25 protein-coding genes and 1 other annotated feature are annotated in these 26,594 nt (G+C 39.3%); of the genes, 9 read left to right on the top strand and 16 right to left on the bottom strand.

What is annotated here, in order from left to right:
- Positions 1–2: 2 nt before the first annotated feature.
- The 3 genes from GJU41_RS03380 to GJU41_RS03370 form a co-directional block, all read right to left on the bottom strand.
- Positions 3–2,663 carry a Z1 domain-containing protein gene (locus tag GJU41_RS03380; RefSeq protein WP_154318012.1) on the bottom strand — a complete coding sequence of 887 codons (2,661 nt, stop codon included), beginning with the start codon at positions 2,661–2,663 and terminating at the stop codon, positions 3–5.
- Positions 2,656–4,128, bottom strand: a complete 1,473-nt coding sequence (locus GJU41_RS03375) for an ATP-binding protein (protein ID WP_154318011.1) — start codon at positions 4,126–4,128, stop codon at positions 2,656–2,658. The genes GJU41_RS03380 and GJU41_RS03375 overlap by 8 nt, the downstream gene beginning before the upstream one ends.
- 104 nt (positions 4,129–4,232) lie before the next feature.
- Positions 4,233–6,026, bottom strand: a complete 1,794-nt coding sequence (locus GJU41_RS03370) for a DNA cytosine methyltransferase (protein WP_154318010.1) — start codon at positions 6,024–6,026, stop codon at positions 4,233–4,235.
- Between the two features lie 291 nt (positions 6,027–6,317).
- Here GJU41_RS03370 and GJU41_RS03365 point away from each other — a divergent pair, with 291 nt between their 5' ends.
- Both GJU41_RS03365 and GJU41_RS03360 read left to right on the top strand, forming a co-directional pair.
- Positions 6,318–7,253 (top strand): DHH family phosphoesterase, encoded by a 936-nt coding sequence (locus GJU41_RS03365; protein ID WP_170292705.1) that lies wholly within the window; start codon positions 6,318–6,320, stop codon positions 7,251–7,253.
- A 274-nt stretch (positions 7,254–7,527) separates the two neighbouring features.
- Entirely contained in the window at positions 7,528–7,698 is a 171-nt protein-coding gene (locus GJU41_RS03360; protein WP_083328213.1) for a DUF3934 family protein, read from the top strand.
- 164 nt (positions 7,699–7,862) lie between these two features.
- On the opposite strand, the gene GJU41_RS03355 is transcribed toward GJU41_RS03360, so the two are convergent.
- Together GJU41_RS03355 and GJU41_RS03350 are read right to left on the bottom strand one after the other, a co-directional pair.
- Positions 7,863–8,054, bottom strand: a complete 192-nt coding sequence (locus GJU41_RS03355) for a hypothetical protein (RefSeq protein ID WP_154318008.1) — start codon at positions 8,052–8,054, stop codon at positions 7,863–7,865.
- A 90-nt stretch (positions 8,055–8,144) separates the two neighbouring features.
- A complete protein-coding gene (locus tag GJU41_RS03350; RefSeq protein WP_170292704.1) occupies positions 8,145–8,696 on the bottom strand; it encodes a hypothetical protein in 552 nt (183 codons plus the stop codon).
- Between the two features lie 85 nt (positions 8,697–8,781).
- Here GJU41_RS03350 and GJU41_RS03345 point away from each other — a divergent pair, with 85 nt between their 5' ends.
- The gene (locus tag GJU41_RS03345) at positions 8,782–9,396 is read left to right on the top strand and encodes a TetR/AcrR family transcriptional regulator (protein WP_154318006.1); all 615 of its coding nucleotides are present in this window, start codon (positions 8,782–8,784) and stop codon (positions 9,394–9,396) included.
- A 38-nt stretch (positions 9,397–9,434) separates the two neighbouring features.
- Here GJU41_RS03345 and GJU41_RS03340 read toward each other — a convergent pair whose 3' ends face one another.
- Both GJU41_RS03340 and GJU41_RS03335 read right to left on the bottom strand, forming a co-directional pair.
- A complete protein-coding gene (locus GJU41_RS03340; protein ID WP_396653200.1) occupies positions 9,435–9,611 on the bottom strand; it encodes a DUF1272 domain-containing protein in 177 nt (58 codons plus the stop codon).
- 89 nt (positions 9,612–9,700) lie between these two features.
- On the bottom strand, positions 9,701–12,736 hold the full coding sequence (locus GJU41_RS03335) for an efflux RND transporter permease subunit (protein ID WP_154318005.1): 3,036 nt from the start codon (positions 12,734–12,736) through the stop codon (positions 9,701–9,703).
- A 257-nt stretch (positions 12,737–12,993) separates the two neighbouring features.
- Between GJU41_RS03335 and GJU41_RS03330 the strand changes: the two genes are divergently transcribed.
- The 3 genes from GJU41_RS03330 to GJU41_RS03320 all read left to right on the top strand — a co-directional run bounded on the left by GJU41_RS03330 (position 12,994) and on the right by GJU41_RS03320 (position 14,780).
- Complete coding sequence (locus GJU41_RS03330; RefSeq protein ID WP_070876888.1) at positions 12,994–13,185, top strand: hypothetical protein; 192 nt, start codon at positions 12,994–12,996, stop codon at positions 13,183–13,185.
- A gap of 374 nt (positions 13,186–13,559) precedes the next feature.
- On the top strand, positions 13,560–14,132 hold the full coding sequence (locus GJU41_RS03325) for an MEDS domain-containing protein (RefSeq protein ID WP_154318004.1): 573 nt from the start codon (positions 13,560–13,562) through the stop codon (positions 14,130–14,132).
- Between the two features lie 417 nt (positions 14,133–14,549).
- Positions 14,550–14,780 carry a hypothetical protein gene (locus GJU41_RS03320; RefSeq protein ID WP_070876890.1) on the top strand — a complete coding sequence of 77 codons (231 nt, stop codon included), beginning with the start codon at positions 14,550–14,552 and terminating at the stop codon, positions 14,778–14,780.
- Between the two features lie 175 nt (positions 14,781–14,955).
- Here GJU41_RS03320 and GJU41_RS03315 read toward each other — a convergent pair whose 3' ends face one another.
- Together GJU41_RS03315 and GJU41_RS03310 are read right to left on the bottom strand one after the other, a co-directional pair.
- Positions 14,956–15,795 carry an aldo/keto reductase gene (locus GJU41_RS03315; RefSeq protein ID WP_154318003.1) on the bottom strand — a complete coding sequence of 280 codons (840 nt, stop codon included), beginning with the start codon at positions 15,793–15,795 and terminating at the stop codon, positions 14,956–14,958.
- 30 nt (positions 15,796–15,825) lie between these two features.
- A complete protein-coding gene (locus GJU41_RS03310; protein WP_154318002.1) occupies positions 15,826–17,034 on the bottom strand; it encodes an MFS transporter in 1,209 nt (402 codons plus the stop codon).
- 157 nt (positions 17,035–17,191) lie between these two features.
- Between GJU41_RS03310 and GJU41_RS03305 the strand changes: the two genes are divergently transcribed.
- On the top strand, positions 17,192–17,551 hold the full coding sequence (locus tag GJU41_RS03305) for a winged helix-turn-helix transcriptional regulator (RefSeq protein ID WP_070876893.1): 360 nt from the start codon (positions 17,192–17,194) through the stop codon (positions 17,549–17,551).
- Between the two features lie 604 nt (positions 17,552–18,155).
- Here GJU41_RS03305 and GJU41_RS03295 read toward each other — a convergent pair.
- Both GJU41_RS03295 and GJU41_RS03290 read right to left on the bottom strand, forming a co-directional pair.
- Positions 18,156–18,530: a DUF2750 domain-containing protein gene (locus tag GJU41_RS03295; RefSeq protein WP_070876894.1), complete on the bottom strand. Its 375-nt coding sequence runs from the start codon at positions 18,528–18,530 to the stop codon at positions 18,156–18,158.
- A gap of 187 nt (positions 18,531–18,717) precedes the next feature.
- Positions 18,718–19,518 (bottom strand): nucleotidyltransferase domain-containing protein, encoded by an 801-nt coding sequence (locus tag GJU41_RS03290; protein WP_070876895.1) that lies wholly within the window; start codon positions 19,516–19,518, stop codon positions 18,718–18,720.
- A gap of 676 nt (positions 19,519–20,194) precedes the next feature.
- Here GJU41_RS03290 and GJU41_RS03285 point away from each other — a divergent pair.
- A complete protein-coding gene (locus GJU41_RS03285) occupies positions 20,195–21,142 on the top strand; it encodes a nucleoside hydrolase (protein ID WP_154318001.1) in 948 nt (315 codons plus the stop codon).
- A 240-nt stretch (positions 21,143–21,382) separates the two neighbouring features.
- On the opposite strand, the gene GJU41_RS03280 is transcribed toward GJU41_RS03285, so the two are convergent.
- From GJU41_RS03280 to GJU41_RS03260, 5 genes are all read right to left on the bottom strand, one after another.
- A complete protein-coding gene (locus tag GJU41_RS03280; RefSeq protein WP_154318000.1) occupies positions 21,383–21,769 on the bottom strand; it encodes a DUF1259 domain-containing protein in 387 nt (128 codons plus the stop codon).
- A gap of 163 nt (positions 21,770–21,932) precedes the next feature.
- Positions 21,933–22,328 carry an OsmC family protein gene (locus GJU41_RS03275; protein ID WP_154318309.1) on the bottom strand — a complete coding sequence of 132 codons (396 nt, stop codon included), beginning with the start codon at positions 22,326–22,328 and terminating at the stop codon, positions 21,933–21,935.
- Between the two features lie 63 nt (positions 22,329–22,391).
- Positions 22,392–23,639, bottom strand: coding sequence for a glutamate-5-semialdehyde dehydrogenase (locus GJU41_RS03270; RefSeq protein ID WP_154317999.1), 1,248 nt, complete (start codon positions 23,637–23,639; stop codon positions 22,392–22,394).
- Positions 23,640–23,655: 16 nt separating this feature from the next.
- Entirely contained in the window at positions 23,656–24,747 is a 1,092-nt protein-coding gene (proB, locus tag GJU41_RS03265; protein WP_070876899.1) for a glutamate 5-kinase, read from the bottom strand.
- A 185-nt stretch (positions 24,748–24,932) separates the two neighbouring features.
- Positions 24,933–25,154: a binding site (T-box leader), on the bottom strand.
- Between the two features lie 154 nt (positions 25,155–25,308).
- Positions 25,309–26,127, bottom strand: a complete 819-nt coding sequence (locus tag GJU41_RS03260) for a uroporphyrinogen-III synthase (protein WP_154317998.1) — start codon at positions 26,125–26,127, stop codon at positions 25,309–25,311.
- Between the two features lie 255 nt (positions 26,128–26,382).
- Here GJU41_RS03260 and GJU41_RS03255 point away from each other — a divergent pair, with 255 nt between their 5' ends.
- Positions 26,383–26,565: a YolD-like family protein gene (locus GJU41_RS03255; RefSeq protein ID WP_154317997.1), complete on the top strand. Its 183-nt coding sequence runs from the start codon at positions 26,383–26,385 to the stop codon at positions 26,563–26,565.
- Positions 26,566–26,594 lie beyond the last annotated feature (29 nt).

Here is a 26,594-nt window from a genome sequence, read left to right as displayed (position 1 = left end):
AATTATTCTCCTTTAACAGTCTTATTTGTTTGGTAAACTTCTTTATCGTCAATTTCAGTTCCAGGAAATGAGAAAGCGATTCCTAATGGTACAAGCGTCTCTGAGAATGGGACATTCAGACTCTTAAAGACATCTACTGTGGGATTAAGAGGATAAATAAGCAATAATCCATTTTCTTTAGAACGCAGCCTTCTCTTTTCATCCCTATCCTTTATGTTTTTCATATCTGAATAATCTATATCTATAAACTCATGACTAGGCGTTACTATTGCTTTTATATCAATCTTATCCGCATTATTTTTAACAGGGTCAACTTTCACTCCACGTGCTACAGCTGAATCAAGTTCAAGTTTCCCAAGTTTTACAGGGTACTTTCCTGCCTTTGTACGATCACCTGGATCACCTTCAACGACAGCAACTGTCCAATTAATCAGTTCAGATTTTTCATTTGCCAGATCTATATAGTTATATATTTTAGCCGTGTCTACTTTTTCAGCATTTGAGGATGTTTTGTAAGCTGCCAAGTATTCTTTTACCGTATCAGACGAAACATCTGAAGCTACGTAGTAATTAGTCTTTCCAGAACCCATTCTTTTTCTATCTAAGGATAAGTCATTAATTAGGTTTGCCGTAGCATCCATATTGTTCTTGTAAAAGTCTTCATTGGTGTCAAAAAGTCTCGTTTGTTGCAGTGTCCCGCCATAAATATACGTAGACAGCTCAGCATTCCTCATCTTCAAAGGACTGGTCAAAGTCATGAATGGATGCGCAAGCATTTTAACTGCGTATTCAGCGGGGGTTTTTCCCTGCTTTGCGAGCCTATCAAATTCCTTTCTAAGTTCAATCATGGCAATAGCCAAATGCTCAAAATTAGAAGCAATCTCATCCGATGTATAAATTCTGCATAAATCCATATATCCTTTTCTATATCCAAACCATCTGCCCATCTGCATCAAAGTGTCATACATAAGGGTGTTTCTGAAGTAGTAAGTTATACTTAATCCTTCTAATGTTAGTCCTCGTGATAACTTGTCCCCGCCAACTGCAATTACATGCAGCCCCTCTTCTTTATATTGATGGTAGTCTAAGGCATCTTTGCTGTTTCCGTTAATTTCAAAAACTTGTACAAATTCAATCGTTTCACGCAGCTCTTCATACACTTCATTCCAGGTGAATTCAGGGATATCAAGTGACCATTCGCTGCTTGTCGTTAAAATATCTTTTTCGTACAGCTCTTTCATTTCATTTATAATGCTGCTATTTGAGTTGTATTGGATCTGTCTTGAAATAGTATTGAAAGTTCTGGATACTTCGTCTTTTACTGTAGACTGGACGTCTTTAAAACGCGAAGTATGGATAAGCATTGAATTATGTTTTTTGCGCTGTCCTCTTATGTTTCTGATTGCTATTACAAGCAGGAACATCATGATTGCTTCTCTCATTTGGGGAGGAACTTCTTCAAATTTCTCTGCATCTGATTTCTTCTTAAGGACACTAAAAGTTTCAATGTCTTCTGTCCCTAATACACGAATTAAACTAGGTCTTGAATCTTCCGGATTTTCATAAACATTGAAAAATTCTTCAGGACCGCAATATTCTTCTGGCTTAGGAAGGCCTACAAGAAAATCTTTCGGATAAAGATCGTATCCTTCATCAGAAGTTTTTTGATCCATACCTATTAATAAATTTGCAAAAGGGGTAGCAGTATAACCTACATAAGCTTTCCGGTTAAATACTTCGATAATCTGGCGAATAAGCCTGTTGATTGTTTTGGGATCTTCATTCTTATCGGGATTAGAAGTATCAACTGATGCTTGATCAGCTTCATCATCAATGATCAGTACGGGGATATCCAGGTTATGAAGATCTCTGTGATAAATAAGCAGGTCCCTTAGAGATTCCAGGACGTTTTTATTCTTCTTTACAACCATAAGTGTAGGATAATTCAAGTTTCTTACACCAGTAAAAGTTGAGTTAATGTCTCTTTCTGCATCTGTCCAAGAGGAAATGATCTGATCTGAAGTATTTTTATATATTTGGGCTACACCAATCGGATTGCCATTCTTATCCGTTCTGCTTCCGATGACCTCTTCATCTAATCTTATTTGAGTTTGGGCCCTTAGATCATTATGAATACCTGATAAAACAATGATTAGTTTGTATCCAACATCGTAAGCTTTATTAATCAGACCTGTGAAATTAGCTGTCTTTCCAGATTGTACATAGCCAAGTACAAGCCCTCGTTTATCAAATGATACTGCCGATCTTGGGTCTCCCAATGAGCTCATTATTTCATTAGTGGTAGAATCTATAGCTTGTACAGCATCAATAGGCCATTTTTTAATTTTGTTCAGATATTCACGGTATCTTGTCCAAAAAAAGGAACTTGCAACCATGCTGCTTTGGTACCATCCTTTGACAGGATCTAAACGAATAACTGATGGCTTAACAATAACGGCACCAACTTTATATTTAATCAGCATTTCAAAAGACCATTTTTCAAATTCGTGATCTTCATTTGCAAACTTTCCCTTAACCACTTTTTTTGCCAATTCAAGTGCCTGTTCGGCTGCCTCATTCTCATCGGGGAAAACACCCTTCATGAAATGATAATTTGCACTGAATGTTTGTTCAAACAAGCTCTTGCTATTAAGGTCAGTCAATTAATTCCGCCTCCATTAGGATAGTTTTTAAAGTAATACGGTTCATCGAATCAAAAGCAGGCTGAGTTATGAGAGTATTAAGCAGCTGCTCTTCATTATCTGCGATACCGATAGATAACATTGTAGAAGCTAATTGGATGACAAGCTCTTTATCCGTATCTGAAACTTCCTGAAGTGATTCTTCTGGTACTTTAGGCGAATCTATGATATTGCTGGGAGAACCAAGCTGAACGAATTTTAAATATAAGTTCAATAACTTGGCATTTTTTTCATCAACATTTTTAAAAATTTCAGAAAGAATTGGATGATTTCTGTTTATAATAAATTGAGGTCCATCTTCTCTTCCTGATTGTTCCCATGTGTTTAGGCTTCCATTAGATGAGACGCTTCCTCCTCCTGGAGTTTGAGTTCTAAAATAAAAAATATCCCGAGAAACTTTTCTGGCAATTCCAGATATCGTTTCCAATCTTTTTTTTGCTTCTTCCGGTAGATTTATACCTGATTTTTTAATGTCAACTTGCCAATCTGAATCTGCTGCGTTTGGTATATCAATTCTTATTCTAGCAAGCTGAGAAGCTGCATCTTTTTGGAATAGCCCCATCCAATCACCAAAATAGAGGAGTCTGTTTTCTCTGTAAATATACAATCCTTGGTGATCACGCCAGCCTTTATAACCGCCAGCTTTCTTATATTCCGGTTCACTTAAATTAGATGCGTGCGGAAGTATGTAATATTTAACTCTTATTTTGTGATCATTGATTTTAATTACTTGCATTTCACCTTCAATTGTTGATTCATGAGAGATCATAAAAGGATTCCAAGGAACTATTTTCCTTCCATTAATAAACATTTCGATACCGCTATTTTCAATAATTGAATGGAATACAAATTCTAAATGCTTATTAACTCTTGCTACTTTATTATAAAATGTATTCTCCCTAATGATCGATCTGCCATGTCCCATAAATCTATCCAATTTATCTATACAAACTATTGTGCCATTTTCCCCAACTATCTCTCCCATTTTATCTTTTACATCAGAGGGAATGTGAATGAAAAGCTGCCATTCATTACAGCTGGAAACATGATCCAGGTCCCAGCATCTTTCAGAATAAACACCTTCATGTTTTGTAATTACACTTAAGCGCTTTCCAAGTGAAAAAGAAGCTGTCTTTAAACCCATGCCAAATCTGCCTAATTCGTTTGCATTCCTTTTATTTCTCGGGTCCTTAGAACCTATATTCATTGCTGTCTGCAACATTTCTTCGTTCATTCCGCTGCCATTATCAATAATTGTAATCATTGAATCTATTTGATCATATGAAAAATTAATATTTATACTATCAGCTTTCGCATCCAGGCAATTATCTACTAAATCTGCTATTGCAGTGCTTGCATTATATCCGATTGACCTCAGCGCTTGGATTACAGGTGCGGCTGATGGCTGTGTAATTACAACTTCCATTTTCAAGCCCCGTTCGTTAGTAATATTTCCTTATGTAATTATATCAAAAATTTTACATAACACTACTTACTTATTTTATAAATAAAAAAAGAGCAAATGCATTTTCAGCATTTACTCTCTATTTTAGTGACTGCTTCAAATTCCTCATTCATAGGATTCTCAGGTGCATCACCAATTAAGCTTAATAATTGCTCTGCAACACCTCTAGCCATTAAAGGAGGAACAGCATTTCCAACTTGCTGATACTGTTGGTCTTTTGAACCGTAAAAAATAAAATCATCTTTAAAAGACTGAAGTCTTGCAGCTTCCCTAATACTAATTGCAACAGCATTTTTTGGGTGATTCCACATTGATTTTCTTACATTTACAACAGTTGGTGAGGGTTCATCATAATTTAGACGCAAATAAATTGTGTTCTGTGTCCGATCTGTATTTGCATAAGTTGTTTTGAGCTCATCAGATAAATTATGAAAATTCTTTCCCTTTAAGTTTTTAATTTCTTTAAATCTTTTTATGCTTAATTCATTACTTTTTGTATTTACGTGATTATAAAGTTCTTTTCCATCAATATCTCTTCGATAGTAGATTTGTAATGGTGTTAGATTTGTATCATCTGATTTATATGGAATAGGATCATATTTAAAATTCTTTTGAGGTTCAATTCCTTCGAGATCTTCAATTGCATCTTTTGCTGAAAAATCATAATTAATACTGCTTGAATTAGAGATTTCCACATTCTTACCGTTTAAATAACTTCTTTTAACTCCAAGCATCATAAATCGGTTTCGTTTCTGAGGCACTCCGAAGTTAGAAGCAGTAAGAATACTTTTATCAATTGAATATCCCAAATATTTAAACATGCATTCAAGATATTCTACAATATTATACGACTTCACTTGAGCTTTAATTATTAGATAATCAGGTTTAGCTTCATAATCAAGATATAACTTGTTATAGACTATTTTTTCATCTTTCAATTCTTTTAAATGGAACAAAAATGTATTTAAGTCTAATAGAGGTTCAAAATTCTCTATGAATCTATTACTGCTTATTTCACCTTCAATAATTCCCTCTAAAACTTCTAAGGATTTAATTACTAAATTATCCTCACCGTAGGTCTGAGGCAGTTCTTCATTTGAAAGCACATCAATGTACCCCTTTAATTCTTTACGCATCAACTCAGCGGCAGTTAGTTCTTTATCATTAATCAATGAAGCGAAATGAGATTTTTTACTTCTATTAATTATTTTCTTAAATCTGGAAACAACACTGGTTTGAAGGATTATTGGTTCTGCTTTTTCGAGTTCACTCACCTTAAGAAAGAGCGGTTCTAGATTTTTATGCTTTGTTTCAATTAAAATAATCTCGTCTTTCTTCCATAATTTATGTTCTGAATCAATTTCATCTAAATGAGCTTCTGAGCTAAAAGCAAATTTTGTATTATCAATGTGCTCTGTGACAAAGAATTTATGAGTGTCTGAATTCATAGTCTTAACATTTTCCATGAGAAATGCTTTTGGCATTATTTCTTGTATTGCCCTTACAAACTCTTTAATAAGCTGGTTATTGCCTGAAATCAAATAATTTTTCTGCCTATTTGCATTAGAGAATCCCTGGCATGGCGGCCCGCCAATTACTATAAGATTTTCAGGATCTAAGTCTCTCTCTCTAATAACTTCATTGAAATTTATTTGTGTAATATCACTAATATTATTCACTTTTGACTTAATAATAATATCCTCATTATTATTGTGGTTCTTTATGAAGGTGTTAGCTGCTGCAGTGTTCAATTCAACTGCTCCAACTACTTCAAAACGGCCAGTTTGTTCAAATCCATTGCTTAAACCTCCAGCACCCGCGAACAAGTCAATTACTTTAATTTTGGAATTTGAACTCATAATAACATCTCCTATAAGAACGAACGCTTGTTCCTATTATTATAACATATCTTATATTTCTTATCATTTTAAATTTATTATTTCATGTAAAATAATAGTATAAGATAAACTTGTGGAAATTAAAATGCAATATTTTTAACACTTTTTCTTTTATACTCTACTAAGTCTCTAAAAATTAGGTGAAAATCATAGATAGTTATATTATTAAATCACAGTGAATATTGTTAATGTTCCCAGGATCGTTAAAAGTAACGAATGAAGAATTAAAAAGTGTAAAGGGAGATGATGAACTTGGAAATAGTACAAAAAAGAATAGTAAACGCCATACAAACCCACAACACCATCATCATCCACCGCCACATCTACCCAGACCTCGACGCCATCGGATCCCAGGCAGGATTGCAGAGAACGCTTAAAAATTCTTTCGCTGACAAAACCGTCTACGCCGCAGGCGACGACGAAACAAGTCTTCTCTTCATCAACAAAATGGACCTCATCCCAGATGAAGCATACAAAGAATCTTTAGTCATCGTGTGTGACACAGCAGATACTTCGCGTATATGCGACCAGCGATTTTCAAAAGGAGCGACGCTAATAAAAATCGACCATCACCCTGACCATGAACCATACGGCGATCTCTCATGGGTCGACCCTTCCTACAGCTCGGCTAGTGAGATGCTGGTTGATTTGTTTTTGGAGTATCCAGAGGTTTTTCGGATGAATAAAGAGGCAGCCGGGGCTTTGTATGCCGGAATTATTGGGGATACTGGACGTATGCTGAACGGGACTGTTTCGCCGCGTACTTTGAGGGCTGTTAAGGCATTGCGGAAGTTTCCTTTTCAGCCTGAACGGATTCATAATGAGCTGAATAAGAAAAGCAGCGGTGTTGCTCGGTTACGCGAGGCGATTTTAAGGACTTTTAAGGTGACGGAGCAAGGGGTTGCCTATATTTATTTAACGGAGGAGAAATTGGCTGCTTACGGGGTAAATCACGCGGAGGCGGCAAATCTTGTGAATGTCCTGTCTTCGATGGCACGGGTTAGAATCTGGATCTTCTTTATTGAATATCCGAATGAGATCCGCGTTAGAATTCGTTCAAGGAATATTCCGATTGATGACATCGCCCGCAGGTTTGGCGGCGGAGGGCACTCTTTTGCGGCAGGCGCTTCGATTGGATCATGGGAAATAGCGGATGAAGTGATTGAAGCTTTGAATGGTAAAACTTAAACCGAATATTGGAACTATTTTCGGTTTTTACATAAGGCCTGGTGTTTGTGGTAGTGTAGTACTAATACGCTTAAAAGAAAAGCGGAATCGCCCGTTTAGCTCCGACAGACATAAAAGGATCCGCCAGTAAAGGCGCTTTTTGCCAATACTTTCGGATCCGTTCTGGCCGAGGAGTTGGGCGATGGAGCTAGACACCGAAGCGCATAATTTAATGGTTTCTTAATAATAAATAAACACGCTGCAATTCAGCGTTCAATTATAATGGAGTGATCGTATGGGTAAAGCTAAAGCAAAAACGAAGAGCAGTAAAGGCGGGACAGGCGGCGGAACAGGCAAAAAGGGCTGGAATCGCTGGCAGGCTGGTGCCAATAAAAAGAAGAGTTTTAAGCCTTATACAAGTAAGGGCACGAAACAGCAAAACGAAGAAAAAAGCTCAAAAGAATAAAATGAATGACAGCGCATGGATCCTTTTTGGGTCTTTTTTTATTTATTGATAAAAAAAAAGGACGTTATCTTAAACAAAATTTATCCCGATTAATTATTACCTGAAACCTTACTCAAGAAGAGATATGAATAATAATATAAGGCAGATCCTTATGATCTGCCTTTTCACCTATAACCGCTCCCCTTCACGATCAAAACAAGAATCACTGCAAGCAATAACCCGCCAATAATAAACGGACCAAGACCCGAGCTGTAGACGAGATAGACTTTCACATGCCTAATTGTATTGACTATTGCATAAAAGAAAAAAATCAGACTCAATCCTGCAATCAGCGGAACATAGGGATTTCGCTTCAAACTGATCAGCCCTTTTCAGAAGCTTTTACTTATCCCTATGCATGCGACAATTTGTTTCATGTTACAAAGAAAAGCGGCGTCGCCTTTGTCTTACATCCCTCTTCCCTCATGATGTGCTTTTTTCGGGAATATGGTGTAGCTGAAGCTGATAAGAAAATCAATTCCAAGGACAAGGGTCCAAAGCTGAAGCGTTTTAAGCAGCTGTTCTGTCTGCTGTCCGTTGTTGATGTAGAGAATAATGGCCCCGAGAAAAGATGCTCCAATGATCCAGGCAAGGAGATGGCGGAACCATCCTTCTCTTTCACGTCGTGCATGCTCGGTTCCGTATTTGATTTTTTTCGGCGGTTTTTCGCCACTTGCAAACCGGTAGGCAAAATGCTGATCTGCCCATTTGATCATTCCATGGCCGAAAGCAATGCTTATCCCAATATAGATAGCTGCGATTCCATGTACCATTGTCGCTGTCGCCCCGTTTTTTAAATCGAGCACGGTTGCCGCAAGCAGCACTAAATCCACAACAGGTGTACAAATCAGCAGAAACACTCCAAGTTTTTTCTTTTTCAATATATATCTTGCGACTAAACCTGCTAGAACAAAGACCCAAAATCCAATTTCACACCCTATAATTAACCAGCCAATCACTTCGGAAACCCCCTTATTTAATACAACTGTACTATTTAATACTAGCAAAATGTTTTAAATAATACAACTGTGTTATAATAAAAATATGCCAAAAGTGATTGATCATGAAAAACGTAAAATCCAACTTGCTGAAGCAACTTGGAAGATAATTGCCAAGGAAGGTATTGAGCAGGCAACTGTAAGGAAAATTGCCAGTGCTGCCGGGCTTTCGGTTGGCGCTTTACGGCATTACTTTTCCACGCAGTCTGAGCTGCTTTCCTATTCCATGGAACTTGTGTCAGAACGGGTAAGGCATCGTGCCTTAGCTAAAACTTATAAAGTGAATCCGCTTGATATTGTAAAAGAATCGATTTCTGAGCTGCTTCCTGCAGATGACGAGAGAAAAATTGAAATGGAGGTGTGGCTGGCTTTTTCCGTAAAAATGCTCGTCGATACTAAGCTCCGGCCTTTAAGTGAAAATGTCTACCAAGAAATGCATGATGGTTTGGGACAGGTCCTGCAGCTGCTGAGCAAACTGGGGATGTTAAAGGATGAACTGGATATGGAAGCTGAAATAAACCGTCTTCATTCACTAGTGGACGGACTAGCCCTGCATCACCTTCTTCATCCATCTGTCTTTACGTATGAGAAGATGATGAAAACCCTGGACTATCATTTGAGGTCAATTTGTCTTCCAGAAAGCAAAAACAAAGAACAGTGAGATATTCGCTGTTCTTTGTTTTTTATACTTGAGTGCCATCAGCTTAGCACAGCTTTTCCGCTCCTCGGACGCTTCACAAGCTCTCCCCCGCAGTTTGGGCAGACAAATTCCATTTCTTCTGTGCAGGTATGACAAAACGTGCATTCATAAGTGCAGATGTATGCTTCTGATTTGTTATGAAGGTTTGCAGAACATTTTTCACATTCTGTTCTCATTTCTAGTGCCATATTGAGTTTCATCTCCTAATCTTTGATAAAAAACAGAGGGCACACTCAAAAGTCTGCACCTCTGCGTTCATTTACTCCTAAATCCCAACATCCTCTGCAACATCTTTTTTCCTCTTCCTTCTTCTCCCCATTTTCGCAAGCAATTCATACATAACCGGTACAACTACGAGTGTAAGCGCAGTTGAAACAATTAAGCCCCCAATTACGACTACGGCCAGGCTTCTGGAAACCATACTGGCTGCTTCTGTAGCGCTGAAAACCATTGGTGTTAAGGCTACAATGGTTGTTACGGCAGTCATGATAATCGGGCGCAGGCGAGTGGATCCCGCTTCCAGCAGAGCCTCTCTAGCGTCGAGTCCTTTTTCGCGGTTTTGCTGGACACGTTCGATTAGAACAATCGCGTTTGTCACGACGATTCCGATCAGCATTAGAGCTCCAAGCAGCGCATTGATGTCAACCGGAGTCTGCGAGATGACGAGTCCCAGTATACCTCCCACTGCAGCAAGCGGCAGCGAGAACAGAATCGCAAATGGCGCTCTTGCCTGACCGAAGGTGATGACCATGATGAGGTAGACGACTAATACGGCGATGCCCATCATTTTAAAGAGATCGGCGAAATCGTCCTGCATCGATTCAGTCGCACCCGAGATGGAGACAGCTGCACCTTCCGGGAGATCGATTTCTTTTGTCATTTGATCGATTTTCATTCCTGCTGTTTTTAAGTCCTCGGCACTGATTTCACCTGAAATTTGAATGGTTTCTTTTCCATCCTGATGATAGACCTGAGTTTTGATGTCCCGTTCTTCGATCTTAGCCACTTGTTTTAGTTGGACAGGTCCCGCAACTGGAGAAGTGACATAAGTATTCAGTACTTGTTTTGTTGTAGAAAGATCGATATCTTCGTATTCAATGACGGCTTGCAGCTGCTCTTCGCCGACTTTGATTTGGCCAAGCGGCGTTTTATTCAGCATGGCGCGGATCTGCTGGCCGATTTGTACGGGACTTAAGCCTAGTGCCCCCGCTTTTTCCTGATCTACATTGACAATCCATTCGTTTTTCAAGTCTTCGTAATTGCTTTTGACTTTTTCAATTCCTTCGATTTTCTCAAGTTCTTCTGCTGCAAGCTTTCCTGCTTCTGCAAGGTTTTCTTCATTTGAAGCAGTCACATTCAGCTGAATGCCATTTCCTCCGCCAAAGCTTCCAAATGAGAATTGAGACCCTTCAATCTTTCCTGGTGCATACTCTTCACTTATTTCCTTGAGCATATCGAGGAATGCTTCAACATCTTTCCCTTTTTCAAAAATCACCGAGTAATTCGCTTGTTTTTCAGATAACACCTGCCCGTATTTTGCATCTTCTGCTGTAGAGCCCATCTGGAAAAACAAATCCTTGAGCTTATTTTCTTTTAATAATTCCTGCTCCAATTCCCCTGCTTTTTCCTTGGCATCTTCTAGATCGTAATCAGCCGGATACGTTAATGAGACATTCACAAACGATTCAGACTGACTGTTTACACTTGCCTGCGGAATTGCATTGAAAGTGAATATGGAACCCACAAATAGGAGCAGTGCGGCGACCAATACAATCCATTTATGATTCAGCGACCATTTTAAAATTGATAAATACTTGGCAGACGGCTGATACTCCTTCTGCTTCACCTGCTTCAAAAGGACGAAGCTTAACAGCGGTACTACCGTTAATGCGACAAGCAGGGATGCAAGAATCGAATAGACAACCGATAAAATCAGCGGAGTCATGATTTCTCCAATCGAACCTCCAACAAGGACTATCGGCAGGAAAACCGCGATTGTTGTGAGCGTTGAAGACGTAATCGCAGTGGACACCTCTTTCGTCCCGCTCAGAATGACTTCTTTTGACAAGCCTTCCGACTGTATGCGGCGGTAAATATTTTCAATGACCACGATGCTGTCATCCACTAAACGTCCCACCGCAACCGCTAGCCCTCCAAGGGTTAAAATATTTAACGTAATGTTGGATTGATCAAGTAAAAACAAGGTAATTAAAATCGACAGCGGTATACTGACGACCGCAATCAAGGTCGTTCGGATGTTTCTCAAAAACAGCAGAATGATGAGCGTTGCAGCGATTGCCCCAATGGCTACTTCCTTTGCCATGCCAAGCACAGCTCCTTCAACATCCTCTGCTGTATTTTGAACCGTGCGGATCGAAAAGTCATCTTTATAAATAGCATGTAATTCTTCGGCTTTCCGGTCCACTTCTTTTCCAATTTCAACGGCGTTTTTGCTTGCTTCTTTAAAAATAACTAAGACAAGTGCTTCTTTTCCATTTAATCTTGCATCTGCTTCATAAAACTGGCGAATAGAAACATCCGCAATATCTTTTATTTTCGTATCAGGTGCGAGTATGGCATTCTCAATTTGCTTTTCATCTGTTACTTCCCCGAGCACCCTAATGGCATTTGCTTTTCCATCGACAGCAATTTCCCCTGCAGGGACAGATGCATTCTGAGATTGCAGAGCCATCATCAGCTGATCGGCGGACACTTTCTTTTCTTTCATTTTTTTCGGATCGATTTTCACAGACAGCTCCGAAATGGACTTTCCGTAAAACGTGACACTTGATACACCATCTATGTCTTCAAATTTCGTTTTTATTTCTTCTTCAATGCGATCCTCATCTGCTTTCGAAAAACCTTCATCAGATTCAAGTGCCACCTGGGCAAGCGGAATCATGGAGAAGTTAAGCTGGGACACAACAGGCTTTCCTGTGTTTTGCGGCAGTTGAACTTGATTAATCAGCTTTTCAGCCTCAGAAGCAGCCTCTTTCATGTCAGCTTCTGATGTGTAATTCAGCGTAATCATGGAGATTCCTTCACTTGTTGATGATGTCATGCTGTCCAGGTACGTGCCATTTTTCAATTGACGTTCGAGCGGTTCCGTTATCTCTTCGGTTACCGTCTCAGCATCCATTCCTTCACCAAATGTAGTGACCGTGATCATCGGTGCATCCACGCTCGGAAGCAGCTCCATCGGCAGGCGTGAACCTGAATAAACGCCGAGCACTGTCACCAGAAACACCATAATCACAATGGCTGCCCGATTTTTCAGCGAGAACTTTGTTAAAATAGACATTTGCTTATCCCCCAGAGAAATGAAATAGACATACTCCATAAATATACAACAATATTTGGAAATTAGGTGTAAATTTTTGTTAACAATTGGTTAAAATTTCACACTCAAACCTGTTACTATCTGTCTATATCAGAAGAAAGAAATGCTTTCCAGAAAAATAAACCAAAATTATTTTTAAATTAGGGGTAGACGGTTTGATTAAACTTGTTATAATAGGTGAAAGTTAAAGATCATTATGAAAAAAAAGGCGGGACAAAATGAAAAATAATTCGTGCAGATATGTCATTAACGCGAGCGGAAAAGGCGGAGAAACGTACATGACCCACTGCCAGGATAAGCATGAATTAAATCAATGGATTGCTGAACGAAAAGACAAACTTTTGATGAATGAAATAAAAATAACCGACAAGAAAAACCCGTTTTTTAAGTGGTTTTCTTTTATGAAATAAACGCGATTCCTTGTGGATGGCGTTTTTATTTTTTTATAATGGCTCTTTTCGTAAATATTGTTGCTATTAGACTAAATGTTAAAAATCTTGAGTGGATTGCAGCGGATAAACTTGACTCCTGCGGGAAATAGAGCAAATTGGGAGACCCCACAGGCAGGCGCCGAGGAGGCTCCCATGCTCCCCGCGGAAAGGAACGGACAACATTTATCATGAAAAACAACAATCTATGCGAAAACAGCCTTTATAATCGATCCACTATTTGCCTTAGTATTTTGAATAAAGCGCTAATTCTCTACAGCAGTCCACATTTTTTACCCTTTATTCATTGAAATCTAATATAATGGAGGAAATATAAAAAAGTGGGGTGAATACGCTTGAAAAGCCAATTGAATCAGTTATTTGAGGATAAAAGCGGTGTTCATGTGCTGTATTCCTATAATGGAATGGAAAATTACATGGATCAGGTTTTGAATTATATTCAAGACGGTATCGACGCGGGTGATTACGTGATTCTTATTGAAAATGAACGTATTTACCGTATGATTCAAAAAGAGCTGAGCACAAGGCTGACGAAAGAACAAAAGGAATTTGTCCACTTTGTAAACAACTTCGATTTCTATTATTCAAGCGGCAGTTATCATCCACCTGCAATCGTTGAATACTTTAATAAAACAATACAGTCATATGTTGAAAATAAAATTTCCTTCCGTTCATGGGCACATGTAGAGTGGGCCACTATGGAAGAACCGCTGCATATAATAGGAGATTTAGAAAAAGTAGTAGATGAAGCTGTAAATCAGCTGTCTTTCCCATTAATTTGTGCATACGAAGCAGAGAAAATGCCAGACTATCTCAAAACGGTTTTAATGGAAACACATCCCTATGTGTTAATGGAAGATGATGTCATCATCTCCAATCAATACAAGCCTAAGTTTGAGGCAAGATAAATTTTTCACAGGAACTTTAAATTGTAATTGGATAAATAGATATCCAATTAATGAAATATATCTGTGATAATAGCAGCTAGTAAATACGAATCTCATTAGAACAAAGGACGCATTTCACAGCTTGTGAGATGCGTCTTTTTGTTCCATGACAATGCCGCTGAAACTGGGTTTATCCTTTATAAATGACTTCACCAGTCCCAACTGATTCTTTCAACCCATAAACATGAAATATCAGCTATGTTCAGATCCATCATGATACTCTCCAACCGCTTTTTCAATATCAGATGCTGTCCAATTTTCTTCATGGGAGAACGTCATTTCACTTAAAGGACCTTTTTTCCCTTTGTCCCTCACCAAATTGGTTATAAAGACATATATTGCAAAGGATCATTTGTAAGAAAGGGGAAGAGCCTTTTAATGAATAATTTCATTTCCATGCTATTTGAATCTCAATTTATATACGTCCTTGGAGTGCTAGATGTCGTCATATTGCTTTTATTCGGTTTAGGTTATTTAGTCGGAAAACTTGGATCTGTTTTATTAAATCGAGCCGTGACGTTTCGCCAGGGACTTACATTCGTTATGCTTATTTTAATAAGCGTCATACTGATACTTTTTGGTTTTCAACTAACGACCCTATTCTTTTAAGACGCTTAATGCGTTTACAAATTCTATAAACAGATAAAAAAAGCCGAAATCGATAGAGATTTCGGCTAAAATCGTTCTTCCGGAAAAGTTGAATGATCGATTCCCGGCAAAATTTATTAGACTTTCAACTAAAAACAGTCTTCATAGAAACTCTGCTGATAAGATATATTTACAATTAAAAATCAAAATTGTCAGGATCCGGTCCTACTCGTTCATTGCGATTCAATCCATCAATAAGAGCCATGTCCCCTTCAGTTAACTCAAAATCAAAAATCGCAGCATTCTGGATGATCCGTTCTTCCTTTGTTGATTTAGGAATGGTGATGACTCCGTTTTGCAGGTCCCAGCGCAGAATGATTTGAGCAATTGTTTTCTTGTATTTATTAGCGATGTCCATAAGCTGCGGATGGTCCAATAATTGCCCCTGCATGAGCGGTGACCATGCTTCAAGCTGAATACCATGCTCCTTGCAGAATGATAGCAGATTTTTTTGAGTCAGACGCGGATGGAATTCCACCTGGTTAATCATAGGTTTGATTTCTGCATCTTCCATCAGGCTTTCCAAATGGTGAATCTGAAAATTGCTTACACCGATTGCTTTTATTTTTCCATTTTTATAAAGCGTTTCAAGGGCTCTCCAAGCTTCCTTATATTTGCTTTCTACCGGCCAGTGAATCAGGTACAAATCCAAGTAATCCAATCCTAGTTTAGCTAAGCTTGTTTCATATGCTTTGATCGTTTGATCGTATCCTAAATCCGCATTCCAGACCTTCGATGTAACAAATAGATCTTCTCTCCGGATACCAGCTTCCGCTATTCCTTCGCGTATTCCTTGTCCGACGCCTTCTTCGTTTCCATAAATAGCCGCTGTATCAATACTGCGGTACCCATTTTTTATCGCTGCTTTTACAGCACTTACAAGCTCTGGTCCTTCTTCTACTTTAAAAACGCCAAGCCCGAACCATGGCATTTCCACTCCATTATGCAAGGTTGTTGTACTTTGTAAATTGTTCATCTTTTTATTTCCTCCTCTAATTTCATAACGTTATCCAGCAAGCTTTTGTCCTTCTATTTTCTGATCCTTCTGTTCTAAAGCACGGCTCCATCCAGTAAGAATGACGGCGCCAAGAACCATGAATCCGCCGATCCAGGCAGTATGAATGAGACCGATTGAGTCTGTAATGATTCCTCCAAGGAATGCCCCGATTGCAATTCCTGCATTAAACGCAGCAATATTGATGGCAGATGCTACATCAACGGCACTTGGCACAAAGCGTTCAGCAAGCATCACGACGTAAACCTGCAAACCAGGCACGTTCATAAAAGCAAATAATCCCATCAATAAAATCGTGAGTAAACCTGCGATTTTAAATGGAGCGGTAAAGGCTAAGATAAAGAGTACGATTGCCTGCACAATAAACATATAGAATAAAGCTTTAATCGGATTATGGTTCGAAAGCTTTCCGCCAATCATATTTCCGATGGCAATGGCAATTCCGTAAACAAGTAAAATGATGGCTACCGTTCCTTCTTTAAAGCCAGTTACAGTTTGAAGCAGCGGTGATAGGTACGTAAAGACAACGAATGTTCCGCCGTATCCCAAAGCTGTGATCATAAAGACAAGCAGCAGACGGCCGTTCTTTACAAGCTTCAGCTGATCGCCAAACGTTGTGCGATTGCCCTTTTTCAGATCAGAAGGCACTAGAATGCTGTTGGCAATAAGAGCAATTAAGCCAATAATAATAATGACAATAAATGCGAGTCTCCAGCCAAATTGCTGGCCTATAAATGTTCCGAATGGAACTCCTGTAACCGTTGCGACTGTCAAACCCGTAAACATGATGGAAATGGCACTTGCGCGGCGATTCTCAGGCACAAGATCCGCAGCAATCGTTGAACCGATGGACATAAACACACCATGTGAAAGAGCTGCGATAATACGTCCGGCTAATAATACCCCAATACTTGTAGCTCCTGCAGAAAGACTATTACCGATAAGGAAAACAATCATAATCCAAAGCAATAACGTTTTGCGGGACATATTTGATGTGAGGGATGTCAGAATCGGCGCTCCGAACATGACCCCCACTGCATATAAAGAAACGGTTAATCCTGCTGTTGTAACAGGAATAGCTAAATCCTCAGCAATCATCGGCAGCAGGCCAACGCTGATAAATTCTGTTGTACCTATGGCAAAAGCACTGACTGCTAACGCGAGCAGCGCAAGTGTACTTCTTTTTTTATCTAAAGTCATCTTTTCTCCTCCTAAAAAATTGAATATTTATTAAAATAAAGTGTATGGTAAAGATCAGCCGGCAAATGTTATTATGAAACATATCGGATATAATGAAAAGTACGTACTTTAAAGTGCTGTAGGCACTTTTTGGTGCCTGTCAAATAGGAGGAGTTCTATGCAAAAGAAGTATAATATCCCTGTTGAAGCAACACTTGAGATCATTGGCGGCAAGTGGAAATGCGTCATTCTTTGCCATTTGACTCACGGTAAAAAACGCACAAACGAACTGAAGCGCCTGATGCCAAACATCACACAAAAAATGCTGACTCAGCAATTGCGGGAGCTTGAAGATGATGGCGTGATTAACCGGATCGTCCATCAGCAGATACCTCCAAAAGTTGAATACGAACTCAGTGAATACGGCTGGAGCCTGCAGACAATTCTGGATTCACTCTGTGCCTGGGGAGAAGGACATATTACGAAGGTGTATGGGGATAAATCAGCGGTGCTTGAAGAGAGTATCCTGAATAAATAAAGAAAAACATCGAAATGCCATGAATGGATTTCGATGTTTTTGTGTTCAAAAATAATGTTCAAATTGAGAATCTGAAGGTGATATACTAATTAAGTTGTCATCATATATAAACTGAGAGAGGAGGAATTACACATGCAATGGTACCTACATGCATTAAAGAATTATGCTGTTTTTCAAGGACGGGCAAAACGGAAGGAATACTGGATGTGATCGCAGTAAATGTTATTACTATTGCTAAAGCATACGTTTTAGAGTTTTTCATCAAATCTTAACCTCCTTCCAAAACTAAGACTGAACATGCAAGGGAGATTGCTCCATTAAACTCCCTGTACCTTAATAAGAAGAGGCGACACTTTGTTAAGCAATCGCCCTGATTGTTGAATAGTAGTTAGAATATGCTTTTAATTAATCGAAATATCATTCTTGGAATAAGAGTTATGATGTTCCATATCAATTCAAATAATAAATCACTTCTTATTTCCCTGAATATACCTCTAAAAAATCTCCTGTAGCTACTTTTGCTCATTTTCATACTTTCTCCTATTTATTCGTCTTTTTAGATGTCAGAAAGCAATCGCAGTGTGCAACAAAAGCCCCTTTTAATTTAATAATTTTCAAGTTCTGTTTCTAAATCTTTAATGATTACATCTATACTTACAACAGCTGTATTAACTTCTGTAGGGAAAATTGATGGTTTAATTCCATCTTTTTTCATACCTGTAAGCCACTTCTCTATAAATTCATCTAATCCAAGAAGCTTAGCTTCATATGCTGCCCACTCTTTTTCAGCACAGTTTTCTGCAAATACCTTTTTTGGAAAGAATGGAATCAGTAAATTGTCTTCTTCGTCCTTGGCAGTTGCCCAACCATCATTGTACAAGCCCCAGACTTCTTCATAATCTACAACCTTTTTAATAAAATAATCATACCTAATATTTGGTGGTTGTTTAATAATTGCATCAAATTCTTTTTTATCCATTTCTCTCATTCCTTACCGACTATATGTGTAAAATTTCTAATATTAGTTATTCCATTAAACTGCCCGATAATGGAATAACTAGGAAGCTGCTATTAACTGGCTTTAAACTCAATCGAGACTCGGTTTTAACAGCCAGGTTGTTTTCTTTGTATGATTATTTATGGACTGGAACTTCAGCTAGATATGGTTATAAGTTATTACTTTTTAACAAATCATCTAAATTGTCAACCAAATCATTTATGTCAGATAATAGTGTTAGGGTATTGTTGCTAAGAATCATGTTTATGTTTTCTTCCATCTTATCTGGGAGATAGTTGCATGTTTTTTGTGCGATCTTAATTAACTTCTTTTCTCCAGGGTGTGGCACCTCGTTAATCGCAAATATGATATCGAAGTAACTTGCAAGCAATGCAGCAACCCTATGATTGACACTTATGTAGTCTTTTCTTTTTAGAGCTTTCTCGATTTGCCAATAGTAGGATGTAACACTGTCACGTAATAAAGGGTAATTTTTGTTAAGGATATTTTCTTTTAATTCTTTTGGAAAGGCTACGTTAATTTTATCCTGCAGTTTTTTTAATTGACCATTTTGATCATATAGTATTTTGGAATTTAAATAATTACTCCAAAAGCATGTAGTGTAACCGACCTGAGCCTGGAAATTCACTACCGTTTTCATAAGTTCATTTTCAATCCAAGCAAAATTTCTATATATAATTTCTATTCCAATATTGGGTTCATTTAGCATTCCATCATCTTCTGTTTCCCAATACTGGTTATTAATCTCCATATAATCCGAAAACGGTTCTAACAATTTTTTGCGAGTGCTGGAAGGGATTTCTTGATCACTATAAATATACAAATCTATATCAGAATGTTCATCTTGGGTATTTGTTGAAAGAGAGCCAGAGAGTACAACACCTTCCACTTCTTCTAACTGTGAAAATACAGACGAAATCTTCATAATTATGTCATTAATAGGATTCATTTTGGCTTTCTTCCCATCTATTTTTTATTTTTCGTTCTTCAACTTTTGCCTAGCAGCCTAACGAAATAATGTGTCTACCTTTTAGGGATCACTTCAAATGCAGTTCTTTTTAATTTACTGAAAAATCAACATAATTGTTTTATCTAAAAAAATTTCATATCGTTACTCAATAATCCTGCTTTTTTAACTGATATTACCATTTTATCATAAATATCCAAGATTCTGCCTTTAATCATTCAACGAGAAAAGCACACCATTTTCAAGTGAAATGGTGTGTTTATTTAATCCGATTTTATTGTTTTTTACCTCTGAACCGAACTCACCTATCGTTCTAGAGACTCCCCCGCCATTGCTCTTATTACAATAAGTCAGTCGCAATTAGGTAATTGGAAGTGATTTTCCACAACTTCATGAAAAGAGTCATTTTAGATAATCAAGGTGGATACAGATAAGGAAAAGTTTTCTTTATATAAGGCTGTGTTCGCATTGATTATTGCTTTGCGTATAGATAATTCACACGGATCAAGTTCTCGTTCGTGCTCTTTTCTTCAAATTTGAAGATATAGGGCTATTTTAGACAGCATAAGGAGTGTAAAAAATCCAGAACCCGATTTTTCACTGAATGGCTAAAGCAACTATGTTACCAGGATGGACAGAAACATGAGGAGGCTTTTCCATGGCAATAAAGATTCTGTTATTTGGAGATATCGGCATTGATGACATTGTTGCCCTAATCTACGGAGCTTTACATGATGAAATTGAGATTGTGGGAGTTGTAGCTGATTACGGAAATATTTCCAGGGAAAATGCGATGGCAAGCGTCCAATATTTGCACGGTTTATTTAACCAATCTGATCAAATCCCCATTTTTGAAGGGGCAGAGCTTCCAATGACAGGCGAAAATCCTACCTATTATCCAGAAATCCACGGAGAGTATGGGCTGGGTCCCATCGTTCCAGAGCAGGAGTATTCGGGTGAGGGAGAAAATTTTTTGGAAATCGCAAAGGTGATCGAAGCTCACGGAAATGACCTGACCATTGTCAGCATCGGAAGGCTTACATCGCTCGCAACCATGTTTATTCACTACAAATCCTTAATGAACAGCGTAAAAGCTTTTTACGTAATGGGCGGAGCTTTTTGGGTGCCTGGAAATGTTACTCCTGTTTCGGAAGCCAATTTCCATGCAGATCCTGTTGCAGCCAAAGTGGTTGTGACTCACGCACGGAATTTGACAATCATCCCCTTGAATGTAACCGAGCGTGCCATTGTCAATCAGGAAATGGTCGACTACATTGCAGGCATTGGGAAAGTAAAGATTTTAAAGCCTCTGCTTGACTACTATTATGCTTTTTACAAAAAAAGAAATCCTGCTGCACCCGGAAGTCCCGTTCACGACGCCTTAACCATCATGGCTCCGCTTCATCCTGAAATGCTGACATATAAATCACTGCCTGTCTATATCGTCCAGGCAAAAGACGGAATGGAGAGAGGCCACAGTATTGCCGATATTAGACCCTATACGACATTCGGTGAAACAGAGAAAAAACACCGGATCGCATTTGATCTGGATTATCGTCTATTCTTTTCTAATTTCATGTCCACCATGACAGGGGAACGATTTTAATTCATGAAAAAGAGAGCCGATCCAATAAGTAACGGGTTCGGTTGAATGGTGCAAACGCATGAATAAACCCTGGAAATAAAATTGGAATTAGCTTAACACCCCCGGTTCGTATTAAAAGGTCAATCCGTTTATTCTGGTTGACCATTTTTAAATGGTTATTATTTATCATTCATTATTTAATGGATCAAGGAAAAAAGCTGCCTTTATGACAGCTCAAGTTTACCAATAGAGAGAAATCCGTTAGTTTCTTAATGCTTTTCTGACACTCTTTGCAAAAACTAATGGATCAGCTACAGCTTCGATATTAACGTAAATCAAATTCGGATGATCAAAAAGCCACTCATTGTGTATGGACGAAACGATTATGCCTTTTTTAAGAATGGAAGCAGCAAAATTTTCAACTTCATTTTGCAAGAGTGCCACCCTGCCTAAGCACAATGCTAGTCCAGTCTTCTTATCCCTTGATTCAAATGAGAAGGAAGAGGTTACTCTAAAACGTTTTCCTAAGATGCTTGCTTTTATTTCGTCCCGACTGATCGTTGCCACGCATTTCCCGCCCGCAAATCCTTCTTGTCCTCCGATAATTTCAGCAAACTTCTGACAAATCAATTCATCTTTAGACGCCATTTATTCATCTCCTCCCTAGTATTAATAGGATATGAATAAATGAATAGCCCCGAAACGGATACACATCTATTTTGAAATATAAATGACGATGTTAAACGAACGAAAACAATCATTTAAAACAAAAAGCCGCCAATAATGGCAGCCCCTGATCATCTCTTTCTCGTTATATTTTCTGTTCCCCGTTTACACCATTAATGGAATACCCTGCAGATATCTCCGCATTGAGCGATTGTGAAACCGAACAATATTTGTCCTTCGACAGATGAATGGCTCTGATTACCTTGTCTTCAGGCAGATCTCCTTCCAATACGTACTGAATATGGATCGCGGTGAAGCGTTTTGGATGATCTTCAGCACGTGTTCCGCTTACTTCCATGTGAAAAGAGACAGGACTCAGCCTCATTTTTTGCAGGATGGAAATGATGTCAATCCCTGTACAGCCTGCAACTGCATTCAATAGCAGCTCCGTCGGTCTTGCGCCTGTATTTTCTCCGCCAAAGTCTTCTGCTGCATCCATTTTCACTTCATGGCCTGATGGCGTTGTTCCGGAGAAACTCATTTTTCCGTTCCATTTGATTGATGTGTTCACTATTCCCAGCTCCTTTTGACTTGATATGGTTAGCTATTCCCTGATCTGTCCATTTCCATATATAAAGTGTTTGCTTGATGTAAGAGCAGGCAGCCCCATCGGTCCCCTTGCATGCAATTTTTGCGTGCTGATGCCGATCTCTGCTCCATATCCGAACTCAAAGCCATCTGTAAATCGCGTTGACGCATTATGATAAACTGCTGCAGCATCTACCCGTGTTTGAAACTGAGCTGCGTTTGCAGCGTCTTTTGTAATGATGGACTCGGAGTGTTTCGTTCCGTATTGATTGATATGCTGAATGGCTTCTCCCACACTCTTTACTGCTTTGATGCTTACGGTAAGCGCCAAGTATTCCGTGCCCCAGTCTTCTTCAGCGGCTGGTTTTGCTTTTGAAAAAAGAGACCGGATTTGCTCATCTCCAAAGATTTCAACAGAGTGCTCATGAAGCTGCTTTAATAGAGTTTCTCCGCTTTCTTGAAGCCAATTTTCATGGATCAATATCGTTTCAATCGCGTTGCACACTGATGGGCGCTGTGTTTTTCCATTTAGAACAATTCGTTCAGCCATGAGCGGATCTGCTGATTCATCGATGTAAATATGACAGTTGCCAGCGCCTGTTTCAAGGACCGGAACAGTTGATTCTTTAACGACTGTATCGATTAATTTTTTTCCGCCGCGGGGGATTAATACATCCAGGTATTCATTGAGAGTGAAAAGCTCTTTCGCCGTTTCGCGTCTGGTGTCTTCAATTAGCTGAACAGCATCCTGCGGAATGCCGGTTTGTTCGAGAGCGCGATGGATGACAGCTACCAGCGCTTTATTTGAATGGATGGAGGATGAACTCCCTCTTAAAATGACGGCATTTCCTGTTTTTAAGGATAGAGTTGCGGCATCAATGGTGACGTTTGGCCTCGCTTCGTAAATCATGCCGATCACTCCAAGCGGAACACGCTTTTTCTGGATATGAAGTCCGTTTTCTTTTTCGATCGTTTCAAGGGTCTCGCCAATTGGGTCTTGGAGTTCGATCAAGAGACGGATGGCATGTGCCATGTCTTCAATGCGCTTTTTATTCAGCAGCATGCGGTCCAGGATAGAGTCTGATACGCCATTTGCTTTTCCAAACTGGAGATCCTTTTGATTTTCTGCGATGAGATAGGCTTGTTCCATTTCTAATTGCTGGGCAATTTTTTCTAATGCGGTGTTTTTCTCTTCCGTCGTTTTTTCGATTAATTGATAGCTTACAGCTTTGGCTGCCTTGCCTTTTCTTAGCACTTCACTCATGTTTTTCCCCTCCGTTTCAGGCTTTGACCCAGCGGTCGCGGTGAATCACTTCAATAGAGATGATTTCGTCTGTTAATTCGTGGCTTCGTTTCCCCATTACTTGTTTCAGGCTTTCTGATGAATAGAGCACTTCTCCTTTTCCAAGCAGACCGTTTGTTCCGAAAACTTCTACTACGTCACCTGCTTCAAATGTTCCGGTAATGTCGTAAATGCCCGCCGGCAAAAGACTTCTGCCGTTTGCGGTCAATGCAAGCTCGGCGCCTTGATCAACAAAGATTGTTCCTCTGACGAGAGAATGCAGAGCGATCCATTGCTTGCTGCTGTTGATGAAGGAGCGGCTGTCTCCGCCTATGTAAGTTCCATCGCCTTTTCCTTCAAGAATTTCAATGAATTTTCCTGCTCCAATTCCTACTCCGATAAAAATTTTCACGCCTAAAGTCAGCGCCGTTTTTGAAGCAATGAGCTTCGATTTCATGCCGCCTGTTCCAACGAGTGATCCAGCACCCTCAGCTCCCTGCATCATTTCATCTGTGATTTCCTGAAGCTGTTCGTATTTTTTGGCTTCTGGATTTTCACGCGGATTGGAGTCATACAATCCGTTAATATCCGTTAAAATGATCAGCTGATCTGCTTGTACAAGACCGCTGACAAGAGCTGAAAGCATGTCATTGTCGCCAAACGTTAATTCTTCAACTGAGACAGTGTCGTTTTCATTGATGATCGGCAGAATGCCGCGGTCCAGAAGCTCGCGAATGGTAGCATAGGCATTTTTATAGCGTTCCTTTTTTGAGAAATCGTTCCGGGTGAGGAGAATTTGTGCAGGATTAATGCCATAACTGCCAAGCTGCTCCATGTATGATTGAATCAGGAGACTTTGACCTACCGCAGCTGCTGCCTGCTTTCCTTTTAGCGTAACAGGTCTTGCCGGATAGCCCAGTTTTCTGAAGCCTGCAGCTACTGCTCCCGATGAGACGAGAAGCACTTCATGGCCTTCTTTTCTTAAGGCAGCGATTGCAGCGATATGATCCGTAAACTTCTCCTGATCAATTTCTCCTTTGCGGTTTGTTAAGGAGCTGCTGCCGATTTTGACGACAATTCGTTTTTTCATGGGATTGGACCTCCTAATTTAAATGAATACTTGTTACATGCAATTTCTATTTTCGAGAGCGGATCATTTATTTGCAAAAACTTGCTTTTTTCCAGCCGATTTTGACGATTTATTAGCGGAAAACAGGAATCATTTAGCCGAACCGATTTAAACGATAAACACAAAAAAGCCCTTCTCATCCTTATAGAAAGGACGAAAAGGGCTTGGCTTTTCCGTGGTACCACCTTAGTTGGATGCACGCAGCATCCCGCTTTGCCTGATAACGCCAGGTTGATGGCGCCTATGTTTTTGACATAGGACTCTGAGGGCAGGTTCTGCGGCTTTGCTGCGGCAGGGTCTTCCAGCTGATAAACCCCGCTCTCTGTCACATAAAGACCCGCATACTAGTCCCTCTTCAACGTTCATTGATTTTTATATATTATGCGGAGTAAATGTCTTTATGTCAAGAACTTCCTCTGTTATTTTTTCCACTCAAAACCGTTCGAAACGCAACCGATGCTGAGAATTAAGACCAGAACATAAAATGTGTTGTTCAGCCATTTTGGCATGATGCATCATCCTTTATTTTATTTTTGCTTCTTCGTAATACTTTGCAAGCTCAATAATCATAGCACCCATTCTCTCAAGATCAGGTGCAAGTGGATTTCGGACGCCTTCTTCCGTTAAAGCTTCTGCCGTAATTTTTCCAACTGCAACAGGCAGTACATCAGTATTAAATGCATGAAGAATTTCCTGCAGGCACTCATTTTTTTTCACATAGGTAAAAAATTCGCGCACCTGTATTGCGGCTGTAAAACAAACAGCATCTACTTGACGGTTCTGCATTTCTTCACAAAGCAGGCTGACTGCCTTCTCATCGGGAGATATATGCTGATAAGGCAAAACCTGCAGAACAGAAGCGCCTTTATCTTTAAGAAATTTGATCAGCGCTGGAGCGGTTTCTCCGTGCAGCTGAACCATGACCTTCTTACCGTTCAAATCCTCGTTTTCTAATGCGCGCACAAGCCCTCTTGTCGTCCCGTCATCATCTTTTGCAGCGGGTGCTAAATCAAGCTTTTTGAGAGCAGCAAACGTTTTGTACCCTCTGGATGCGATTTTCGCCTGATGAATTCTTTTCAAATAAGCTTCTTCTTCCCCAAGTTTCCGGGCAAGATTTAAAAGCGTTTCCGTTCCTATACCCGTTGTAAAGATAACCCAATCGGCACCCTCTTGAATAAAATTTCTCAGATCGGGTTCAACCTGTTCCTCTGCCAAAAAGACGGTTCCCTGCAGAGAACGCACGAACGGAATTCCGCCCTGCTTTTCAATTAGCGTGCTGATTTCATCTGTTTTGCGTGAACCTGCGATGACAATCCGTTTTCCTTCTAAGCCTTTTCCCATGTTATATCCCCATTTCCACTGACTGAATTAAAGAAAAGCCCAATTCCGATTTTTCTTATAACTAAAGGTATCATTCTACAATCAATGTATCAATCCTATCTTATTAACTATCAATGTGTTTTTTTTCACAAAGTGTTCAAACTTTATGTAATCGCTTTCACAATCTTGTAGTATAATAGGAATATACTCACAGAAACCCAATTTTTAGAGACTAATTAACTTTAAATATAACAACATGTGAAAGGAGAAATCATCATGATCTTAAAAGCATTGAGACGAAACAAATTAGTAACGGTGAACTACTACATCGACGGTGCGATTCAAACATTAAAGGGCCGCGTCCATAACCTGGACCTGAGCGATCAGACGCTTTCTCTGGAAGACGAGAACAAGAATATTTTCTCAATCAGGCTTGCGGGGATCAAAGATATTTATTGACACAGGAAAGAGCATCATGCCGAGATGAT

The organism is Metabacillus idriensis (genome assembly GCF_009674765.1).
In the GTDB taxonomy this organism is placed as follows: domain Bacteria; phylum Bacillota; class Bacilli; order Bacillales; family Bacillaceae; genus Bacillus_P; species Bacillus_P idriensis.
The sequence above is the reverse complement of the archived record's forward strand: the minus strand, read 5'-3'. Positions and strand labels throughout refer to the sequence as shown.